This window comes from Tateyamaria pelophila, from assembly GCF_019966495.1.
GTDB lineage: Bacteria > Pseudomonadota > Alphaproteobacteria > Rhodobacterales > Rhodobacteraceae > Tateyamaria > Tateyamaria pelophila.
The window spans coordinates 1-9,202 of sequence record NZ_JAIMIA010000150.1 but is presented as its reverse complement, the minus strand read 5'-3'; the positions used below and the strand labels follow the sequence as shown (position 1 = coordinate 9,202).

Here is a 9,202-nt window from a genome sequence, read left to right as displayed (position 1 = left end):
AAGGCCTATATCAAATGGGAATGCCAGGATGCGTGATCATGCCAAATCCGAATTTCCAGACGTGGGGTTGCTCAATCCGATGCCGCGGACGCTGTCAAAGTTCACAACCCGGCCAAAGCCCTTTTCGCCCAACTTCCGCAGCGCCAAGCGCATGGTGTGGAACCCGCCCGACAAGTTCAGACCGATGATCGCATCCCATGCGGCGGTGTGGAGTTCAGCGAGGCCGTACACCGCGATGGACACGCCATCCCCTTAACCGATCCGGTAATCCGCCCGGTTTTGCCCGCAAGATCCATCATGCGATAGGCTTCTCTTGCAGGAGGTGTCTCAACTCGGTCTTAAGGACCTTGCCATAGTTGTTTTTCGGCAGCGCGTCGATGTATCGATACGCCTTGGGCCGTTTGAAGCGGGCGATGCGGTCCAGACAAAGCGCGTCGAGTTCGGCAGGTGCAACCTCGGCACCCGGGCTGGGTACGACGAAGGCAACGACCACTTCGCCCCATTCCGCGTGGGGCTGACCGACGACAGCGACCTCGTGCACTTTTGGATGGCTCAGAAGCACTTCTTCAACCTCACGCGGATAGATGTTGGAGCCGCCTGAGATGATCATATCCTTCGAGCGGTCCTGCAGTGTGATGTATCCTTCTTCATCCATGCGCCCCATGTCGCCGGTCCAGAGCCAGCCGTCGCGGATGGTTTTGTCAGTGGCCTCCGGGTTCTTCCAATAGCCAGACATCACGGTCGCGCCTTGCACCGTGATCTCACCGGTTTGTCCACGCGGCGCTTCCGCGCCGTCCTGATCCACAATGCGCACGCGCACAGCACTTTGCGCGGTTCCAACCGAATTGAGACGTTCCCGCCAGCGGGGATGGGCTCGGTCCGCCACATCGCTGCGCGGCAAGGCGGTGATCCCCATCGGGCACTCGCCTTGACCGTAGATCTGAACGAAACGCGGTCCCATCACCTTGGTTGCGTCCAGAATATCGGCCTCGTACATCGGGCCGCCCGCATAGACGATGGTCCGCAGTCCCTCGCCGGTCTCACCGCACGCCTTGGCTGTATCCACAAGACGGCGTACCATCGTCGGCGCAGCGAACATCGAAATCGGCCCCATGCGCTTGCCGAGGCTCAGGATTTCATCCGCATCGAAACCGCCGCTTTCCGGAACGAGGTGTCGGCTCCCCCGCAGGACATGCATGAAATTGTAAAGCCCTGCACCATGCGACATTGGGGCGGCGTAGAGGATGGCATCGTCTGGCGCGACCTCGTCCACATCGGTGAAATAAGTGTAGGTCATCGCCGCGAGGTTGCCGCAGGTCAGTGCCACGCCCTTGGGTTTGCCGGTGGTGCCCGAGGTGTAGAAGAGCCAAAGCAGGTCTCTCTCCGCCATGCCAACAGGCGTGTCCAACGGATCGCCCAGACGCATGGCCGAGAATTCGGGGCTGTCGACGGAGACAATCGGCTTCGCATCGCTGAGCAACGGGGCCAGATCCTTGCCGAGTTTCTCATCGGACATCACCAAGGCGGCCCCGGCATTACTGATAATCCATTCGGCCTCTCTCGGGTGCAGCTTGGCATTGATCGGCACCGCAGCCGCGCCTGCGTACCAAATCCCGTAGAGCGTTTCGAGATAGTCAATACGGTTCGACATGAACAAGGCCACACGGCTGCCTGAACCGATACCGCGGGCCTCGAGCGCCGCGCCGATGGCCGCAGCCGCTTGGTCAAACTCGGCATAGGTGGCGCAAAGCTCTTCGCCCGAAAAGAGCGCGGGTCGCGCCGGAGCGCGGGTCGCGGTGCGTTTCAACCACTCGGCAGGGTTCATTTCACGGCCTCCAGAATCGAGCAGTAATTTGCGACTCCGGAGCCGCCCATGTTGAAGACGCAAGCGAGTTCCGCGCCCTCTTGCTGCACGCCCCCGGCCCGGCCGACGACCTGCTGCGATGCGAGCACGTGCATCGACACGCCGGTGGCCCCCACCGGATGGCCCTTGGCCTTGAGCCCGCCTGATAGATTAACCGGCAACCGCCCGCCGCGCATCGTCGTTCCGGTGGCGACAAGGCCTGCGCCCTTGCCCGTTTCAGCCAGTCCCATGGCCTCGTAGATCATCAACTCGGCGATGGTGAAACAGTCATGCACCTCAGCCACGTCGAGATCATCGACCGTGACACCTGCGGCCTCGTAGGCGGCCGCGAAGGTATGGCGGGCTGCTGTGAGTTCGGTCATGTCGCGCCGCGACATGGGCAGATAGTCGTTCATCTGTACCGCCGCACGGAAACCCACCGCACAGTCGAAATCCGCCGCCATGTCCTCGCTCACCATCACAAGCGCCGCGGCCCCGTCCGTGATCAGCGAGCAGTCGGTGAGTCTGAGCGGAGCCGCGATCATCGGGTTCTTGTTGCTGATCTCGTTGCAGAACTCGAAACTGACCTCGCGCTGCATATGCGCCAGCGGGTTTCTGAGCGCGTTTTGGTGGTTCTTTACCGCGATCCGCGCCAGTGTTTCGGACTGGTCTCCGTATTTCTCAAAATAACCAGCCGCGATACGCCCAAAGATCTGTGGGAAACTCACACCCGCCTCCTCGGTGGAATAGGATGCTCCGGCGAGCGCTTCGGTCACACCGCGCGTATCGAGTTCGGTCATCTTCTCGACGCCCACGACCAGCACACAGCGGGCGTCGCCAGCACGGATGGCATTGCGCGCCGCGTAGATGGCAGCGGAGCCCGAGGCGCAGGCGTTCTCCACACGGGTCGCGGGCGTAAAGCGCAGATCGTCATCAAGGCCCAACACCAAAGACGCGGCGAAGGCGTCCGGCACCATACCGTTGTTATAATGTCCCAGCCAGATCGCGTCGATATCAGCCGGCGCAATCCCCGCGGTCTCAATCGCCTCCGCTGCCGCCTTCTGAATCAGGGTTTCCAGACTCGTGCTGTCATGCACGCCAAATCGTGTGTGACCCCAACCGACAATTCTTGCGTCCATTCTTGCCTCCATTCATTGTCTGGAGGGATAGTCCAACAGGGCGAACCGCGCGATCCGTGAAACTACTTAACCGGTGATGGGATATGAACCCTCTTTCAGCACTTGCTTTTGAAAGCGCACCGGTGGGGTTAATTTACGCCGAGAACCGGGTCATCCGGCATTGCAACGCGCGGTTCTGCGAGATGTTCGGCTATGGTAGGACGGAGCTGGAAGACCATTCCTTGTCCAAGCTCTATCCGTCGTCCGCAGAGTTTCAGAGCATTGGCCAGATCGGCGCCGAAAAGATGCGCGGACTTGGTCGCTATGCCGATGAGCGGATCATGCGCCGCAAGGATGGCGGCCTGTTCTGGTGCCGTGTACGGGGCCAGTCGCTTGATCCTGCGGATCCCTTCAAGCAATCAGTCTGGAGTTTTGCCGACATCTCGGAAAAGCGCCCGGTGGCCGAGATGACAGTACGCGAAAGGCAGGTGGCCAAGCTTCTGGCCGAGGGGTTGACCTCGAAGGAGATCGCCCGGGCGCTGGAGATCAGCCCGCGCACCGTCGAGGTGCACCGCGCCCGGCTGATGGAGAAATTCGGCGCACGCAACGGGCTGGAACTTGTGGCCCACCTCGCCGGATTGCCGCTTCTGGGCGCGGGCACCGACTGAGCGCGCGTGCGGTTCGGAACCGAAAGGCTTTCCGGCTTGTCACGCCGGTTACGTAGTTTTCCCCACTTGCCCCGCGCCGCTCCTGCTTCGATACTGGCCACCTCACAAGACATCAGGGAGGTGTTTCACCATGAAGAGACTACTGGCAGGCTTTGCGCTTTCACTGGCCGGATTACCGGCAGCCGCGCAGCAAAGCCCTGACGCATGTGCTGAATTGAGCAATGTCGTCATGTCCGGAGGGCACGTCACGTCTGCGCGTGTCATTGCGGCCTCCGATACGCTCCCGGACTACTGCGAAATAAGGGCGACGGCCTTGCCGGCCATTTCGATCGAAGTCCGGCTGCCGATGGAAGGGTGGAACGGGAAGTTTTATCAAGCCGGTTGCGGCGGGTTTTGTGGCATTCTGGGGCGTGCGGATGCCGGCTCAAGCTGGGTGAACGCGATGCGGCCCGGGCTCGAGCGCGGTTATGCGACCGCGACATCCGACAGCGGACACCATGGTTTGTCGGTGGTCGATGCGGGATGGGCTTACAACAATCCGCACGCTGAACGGGACTGGGGCTGGCGCTCGATCGGTGAGACCAACCGCGTCGCCAACCTGCTGGTCGAGGCTTTTTACGGCAGCGCCTCCGAACAGGCGATTTTTCAAGGCTGCTCGACGGGGGGCCGCATGGCGCATGTCGCCTCGCTTCGCTACCCAGAGATGTTCGACGGTATCATCTCGGGCGCGCCGGCAATGGATTACCCCGGTCTGGTGGCAACCAAGATGTCCTGGATCGTTCAGGCGAACACGGCAAACGACGGCTCTCAGATTCTCGGACCCGACCAAGCGGCCGTTATAGGCAAGGCTGTTCTTGAGCAATGCGATGCCGCGGACGGTGCCGAAGACGGCGCGATCGCTGATCCGCGTCAATGCAACATCAGCTATGATGAGCTTGGACTGACGAACCAGCAACTCGACACGCTTGGCAAATGGCGCGAAGGGCCACGCAACGCGGCCGGTGAGCAACTTTACCCCGGAGGTGTGCCTGAAGGATCAGAACCCTTCTGGTGGTTGTGGCTGACCGGGAATGCCGACGGGGGCGGAAAGCTCGTACCCGCTTTTGCAAGTGGTTTCGGCAAGTACATGGCGTTTGACGAAGACCCCGGCCCGAACTGGACGCCGATGGACTTCGATTTCGAGACCGACCCATCACGGATGGGAGCTTCTTCGGCCGCTTACAATGGTGACAATCCGGACATTTCAGCCTTTCGCGCAGCAGGTGGCAAAATGATTGTCTATCATGGTTGGGCAGATGCTATCGTCACGCCTTACAAAACGGTCGAGTGGTACGAACAGGCGTCCAAAGCCGCAGGCGGGGAAGACGTTCTGAAGGAGAACGTCGCTCTCTTCATGGTGCCGGGATTGGATCATTGCGGGATCCTACCTGGACCCGGAGGCATCAACGCGGCTGCACTGGACCCGCTAACACCCCTGGAGGCTTGGCTAAACGGCGGGGAAGCCCCTCAGTCTATCTTGGTACAGTAGTCTACGCAGTCATGAAGCTTCCCGCTCTGCTGACAAAGCCACTTGGCGGATCTGCTCTGGTGTGAGATCGATTTTGTCGCGGTCATAGGCACTCACTCGACGTGGTGAGTGCCTATTGAAGCGCCGCGCAACCTGCGCTACCGAAACGCCGGGCGCACATGTTTGCACGCAGATCGACACCTTCTCCTCATCCGACCAGAACCGCTTCTCCTGATCCTTCTCACCCGCCATATCCGTCCTCAAGATGACCACTATCAATGGCGGACACTATCAACACACTCCATGACCCGTCAGAGCAGTTAGGCCGGACGCTTACTTCCTGCCCGGGTCCCAAAATCGTCACTCCTCCCGCGCAAAAGTAGAAGTGAAGCAGTAAATTTCACGCCAATCAAAGGGCAGTTCTTCAACCAAATAATCCGGCTCACAAGAAACGGCATCATGGACTTTAAATGTGGAATGTCGCGAATTCTCTGTGTCCGAACAAGGGGCCGCGTCACGCTATATTGGCTCCAAACGTCGAGCATTTCCGACCTAACCCAACTTCAAACATCACTGTTACCCATATCCTTGCCAGGCGTGCAACCTTCAGACCGTCCGTCATACTTCAGCTCTACAAAGATGGCGGGGACCGGTTTGAGGGTCGTTTCCGCGACGGTGCCCACAGCGTTGAGAGAGCCGAAATACAGCATCGCTTGACCCGGCCAAACGACGCTGCATGGCCGAGGCGCATGATGATGTCGAGGTCCATGTCTGCCCGGTTGATCGGCAGCCAGTTTACCTCAGGTGGTTTGCTTTACCCTGCAGGCGCGTACCAGATCGGCGAAGTGTAAGCGCGTTCCTGCTGCACCATCACGGCGTCCTCGGGCAAGTCGATATTGCCATAGAACGCCTTGTCGTAGGCCAGCCACGAGGGCGTCGGGATCTCCAGCACGCGGACGTAGTAGTAGGCGCGTTGTGCCGGGTCGAACTCCGGATCCACCCAGTAACCGCCAAGGACGGCCGATCCGATGGTGTTGGTAAAGTCCGCGCCAACGACGGTACTGCCTGCGGGTGGCAGCTTGCCGTTTGCGTCAGGTGCACGGTCCCCTGACCACGATACGTCAAAGACCTTGGTCATCGGCTCACCATCGTCACCGACCCAGCCTTTCACCATCTGGATCCGGTCGAGGTTCGCGCCATCGGGGTCACGCAGGGCGCGGATCATGAAGGTCGGCGCTGTACCCTCTGGTCCGGCGAAGAGGTCGGCCCCCATCGGCACACCGCGCCCGTAGCCTTCGGCAGCGAAATCGGGGCGGTGGACCTCGTCTTCCTCGAAGTCCCAGCCAGCGAAAACACGGACCGCCATCCGCGTACCGGTGGTGGCATAGACCTCCTTGCGCTGGAAGGCATCCCAGATCGCGTCGCGGGTGTTCTCACGCGCCCACACAGCGGCGAGACCGGACGCGAGCGTCTCGTAGTGTTGGATTATTGCTTCATCTCCGACAATGGGATTGACCATGAACTCTTCATAGCGCTCTGCGCCAGTGCCAGGCTCGGTGACAGTGACCTTGCCGAAAAAGTTGTCTTCACGCTTGGTCGCCAGCGACGTGTGGCTGTCGGTCGAGCCTATCAAGCCGAACCTAAACGGATTTGCGCCAATCTCCGCCTCGATGGCAAGGCCCCGAGCGAGCGCTTCACGCGCATATTCCTTGGGCAACATGTCGGGTGTCTTCAACTCAAACCCGAAATTGCCACGATCCCACGTGTAGTAGTCGGCGAACTCGTCGTTGGGGCTGAGCATAGGATGCGTCTCGCCGTCGCCCTTGATCTGGGTGGTCTCATAAACCGGCTCCCAGCGTGCCCGGCGCTCGGCGTAATCTATGTCGATGGACTCGCCATTGACCCGCACATCGTCAAACATCAACCCGTTCGAGAGGTTGCCGTTGTGGGGGATCGCCAGAACCTTACCGCCGGTGTCGTCCTCGTAGCTCTGCATCCAGTTCCACAGGTCCTCGGGGTCGCTGCTGTCGTAGTTGGAGAACGGAACGAGGCCTTCGACCTTGTCGGCATCGTCACGGAACATCACGACGCGATGCAGGTTGCTACCGCCCGGCACCGACGACCATTCGAAGCCATGCAAGGACGTAAAGATGCCCGGCTCGTTGTACTGCTCTGCGCTTTCGACAATCCGGTTCCAGATGGTGCGTGTCAGATCATCATCAGCAAGGGGATCCACGCGCTGGGCCATCGCATTGGCCCACATCACGTAGGCTTCGTTGAGTTGCCCGGCCTTGACGAGATCGTGCACCTCACGCCCCCCACGCATTTTCCAGAAGCGCCGGGTTCGACGCCTCGATCATCGATGCGACGCCAAGATTCTCCGCATGGTCGGCGACAACGAGAAAATCGAGAGGCCGGATCAGTTGGGCGTAGTCACCTACCGAGGCGCGCACCTTTTCTCCGCGCGCGAAACGGAACGCCTCATCCGGCCCGAGGGTGTTGCCGACCATGCCCGCATCCGTCGAATAGGAAGAATGCAGGTGCGTGTCACCGAAGAAAACCCGGTTGGGATAGGACTGGTTGAGATAGGGCGAGTAGTGCTTTGCCCCGAGCGCCACGTCGTCTGCGTCGATTGCAACATCGCCCGCGTAGCCTTGCGCCAGCGCTGTGCTGGCCCACAGGAGTGCGGCGCCGGTCGCCAGAATTGGGGTTGCTGTTTTCATGTCAATCTCCCTTTTACTGTGAGCTCTGCGCCGCGAAGCCCCAACATGAGTCTCGCGACGCAGCGTTGATGGAAATCAATTCGGCGTGTACCAGATCGGCGACGTGTAGGCGCGTTCCTGGAGAACCATTTGCGTCCCTTCGGGCACTTCCACGTCGAAGTACTTCGCATCGTAAGCGGGCCAGCGCGGCGTCGGGATTTCGAGCACCCGTCCATAATAGAACGCCGGTTCCTTCGGGTCGAAATCAGGGTCCTTCCAAACTCCAACCAGTTCCGTCGCACCGATCGTGTTCAGAAAATTGGCCGATTGCACGTCAACGGTGTTCCCCACGGGCGGCAGCTTGCCGTCGTCGCCCGGTACGCGATCGCCCGACCATGCCACGTCATAGACCTGTTCATGAAGCGCGCCATCCGCGTTCAGCCACCCTTTGATGATCTGGTAACGGTCAAGGTTTGCGCCGATCGGATCCTTCAACGCGCCAACCAGGAAGGTCGGGGCCTCAGCTTCAGCGTTCGGGAACAGATTGCCGCCCATCGGAACACCCTTGCGGTAGCCCACATTGGCGGGCCTGCGACTGGCGGCGTCGTCATCTGTAAATTCCCATCCACCAAACAGGCGCACCATCATGCGCGGCCCCGTCGTGGCGTAGGTCTCGCGGCGCTGCATGGCGTCGAAGATCGACTCGCGCGTGTTCTCCAAGGCCCACACAGCCGCGTATCCGGACGCCGCCGTGTCGGTCGCCTTGTAGCTGAGATCGCCAAACGCAAGCATATCCCGCTCCGTCCGTTGCGCAGATGGTTCAACGCTGGGGAGCTTGCCGAAAAAATTGTCCTCTGCAATGGCCGGAAGTCCGGTATGCGCATCCGTCGAGCCGATCAGTCCGAACTTGTAAGGGTTGATGCCAACTGACTTTTCGATGCTGAGACCCAGTTTCAGCGCCGATCGCGCATATTCATGCGGCAACATCTCGGGTGTCTTTGGAACGCTCAGGTCAAGGTTGCCAACGTCCCATGTCTCGAAATCAGCGAACTCATCTGTCGGGCTGAGGAAGGGGTGGGTTTCCCCATCACCCTTGATCTGCGTTGCCTCATAGAGCGGTTCCAGTCGGGCACGCCGTTCGGCCCAAGCCGCCGAAATCGGGCTGCCATCATATTCGACCATCTCGAACATCTTGCCGTTGCTCAAATTCCCGTTATGCGCAATGGCCAGCACTTGGTCGCCGGTCCTTTCCTGATACGCGTCCAGTCTCTCCCAAAGGTCTTCGGGTGTTGATTTTCGCTGAGAAGTGACCCGGTATTTTCACCGAGATTTGACCCACCCTTGATTATGTCTCAGCGGTCATG

The 9,202-nt window shown here is 60.1% G+C and carries 8 protein-coding genes and 1 pseudogene; 2 read left to right on the top strand and 7 right to left on the bottom strand.

Annotated features, from left to right (window positions below; genetic code table 11):
• Positions 1-36: 36 nt before the first annotated feature.
• The 3 genes from LC354_RS24410 to LC354_RS24400 are packed head-to-tail and all read right to left on the bottom strand — an operon-like array spanning position 37 to position 2,982.
• A complete protein-coding gene (locus LC354_RS24410) occupies positions 37-243 on the bottom strand; it encodes an SDR family NAD(P)-dependent oxidoreductase (RefSeq protein ID WP_317849394.1) in 207 nt (68 codons plus the stop codon).
• A gap of 52 nt (positions 244-295) precedes the next feature.
• On the bottom strand, positions 296-1,825 hold the full coding sequence (locus tag LC354_RS24405) for an AMP-binding protein (protein WP_223428577.1): 1,530 nt from the start codon (positions 1,823-1,825) through the stop codon (positions 296-298).
• Positions 1,822-2,982: an acetyl-CoA acetyltransferase gene (locus LC354_RS24400; protein ID WP_223428576.1), complete on the bottom strand. Its 1,161-nt coding sequence runs from the start codon at positions 2,980-2,982 to the stop codon at positions 1,822-1,824. The genes LC354_RS24405 and LC354_RS24400 overlap by 4 nt, the downstream gene beginning before the upstream one ends.
• 83 nt (positions 2,983-3,065) lie before the next feature.
• Here LC354_RS24400 and LC354_RS24395 point away from each other — a divergent pair, with 83 nt between their 5' ends.
• Together LC354_RS24395 and LC354_RS24390 are read left to right on the top strand one after the other, a co-directional pair.
• Positions 3,066-3,629, top strand: coding sequence for a LuxR C-terminal-related transcriptional regulator (locus tag LC354_RS24395; RefSeq protein WP_223428575.1), 564 nt, complete (start codon positions 3,066-3,068; stop codon positions 3,627-3,629).
• A gap of 130 nt (positions 3,630-3,759) precedes the next feature.
• Positions 3,760-5,157, top strand: coding sequence for a tannase/feruloyl esterase family alpha/beta hydrolase (locus LC354_RS24390; protein WP_223428574.1), 1,398 nt, complete (start codon positions 3,760-3,762; stop codon positions 5,155-5,157).
• Positions 5,158-5,166: 9 nt separating this feature from the next.
• Here LC354_RS24390 and LC354_RS24385 read toward each other — a convergent pair whose 3' ends face one another.
• From LC354_RS24385 to LC354_RS24375, 4 genes and pseudogenes are all read right to left on the bottom strand, one after another.
• Positions 5,167-5,388 carry a hypothetical protein gene (locus tag LC354_RS24385; protein WP_223428573.1) on the bottom strand — a complete coding sequence of 74 codons (222 nt, stop codon included), beginning with the start codon at positions 5,386-5,388 and terminating at the stop codon, positions 5,167-5,169.
• Between the two features lie 562 nt (positions 5,389-5,950).
• Positions 5,951-7,444, bottom strand: coding sequence for a DUF3604 domain-containing protein (locus LC354_RS24380; RefSeq protein WP_317849393.1), 1,494 nt, complete (start codon positions 7,442-7,444; stop codon positions 5,951-5,953).
• Position 7,445: 1 nt separating this feature from the next.
• Positions 7,446-7,859: a DUF3604 domain-containing protein gene (locus LC354_RS27815; RefSeq protein ID WP_263289598.1), complete on the bottom strand. Its 414-nt coding sequence runs from the start codon at positions 7,857-7,859 to the stop codon at positions 7,446-7,448.
• Positions 7,860-7,934: 75 nt separating this feature from the next.
• Positions 7,935-9,134, bottom strand: a pseudogene (locus LC354_RS24375) (DUF3604 domain-containing protein); the annotation flags it as partial.
• Positions 9,135-9,202 lie beyond the last annotated feature (68 nt).

Coding starts and splice junctions, on each gene's coding strand:
- LC354_RS24385 (WP_223428573.1), bottom strand. CDS start 5,388: ATGGCGGGTGAGAAGGATCAGGAGAAGCGGTTCTGGTCGGATGAGGAG.
- LC354_RS24405 (WP_223428577.1), bottom strand. CDS start 1,825: ATGAACCCTGCCGAGTGGTTGAAACGCACCGCGACCCGCGCTCCGGCG.
- LC354_RS24400 (WP_223428576.1), bottom strand. CDS start 2,982: ATGGACGCAAGAATTGTCGGTTGGGGTCACACACGATTTGGCGTGCAT.
- LC354_RS24390 (WP_223428574.1), top strand. CDS start 3,760: ATGAAGAGACTACTGGCAGGCTTTGCGCTTTCACTGGCCGGATTACCG.
- LC354_RS27815 (WP_263289598.1), bottom strand. CDS start 7,859: ATGAAAACAGCAACCCCAATTCTGGCGACCGGCGCCGCACTCCTGTGG.
- LC354_RS24395 (WP_223428575.1), top strand. CDS start 3,066: ATGAACCCTCTTTCAGCACTTGCTTTTGAAAGCGCACCGGTGGGGTTA.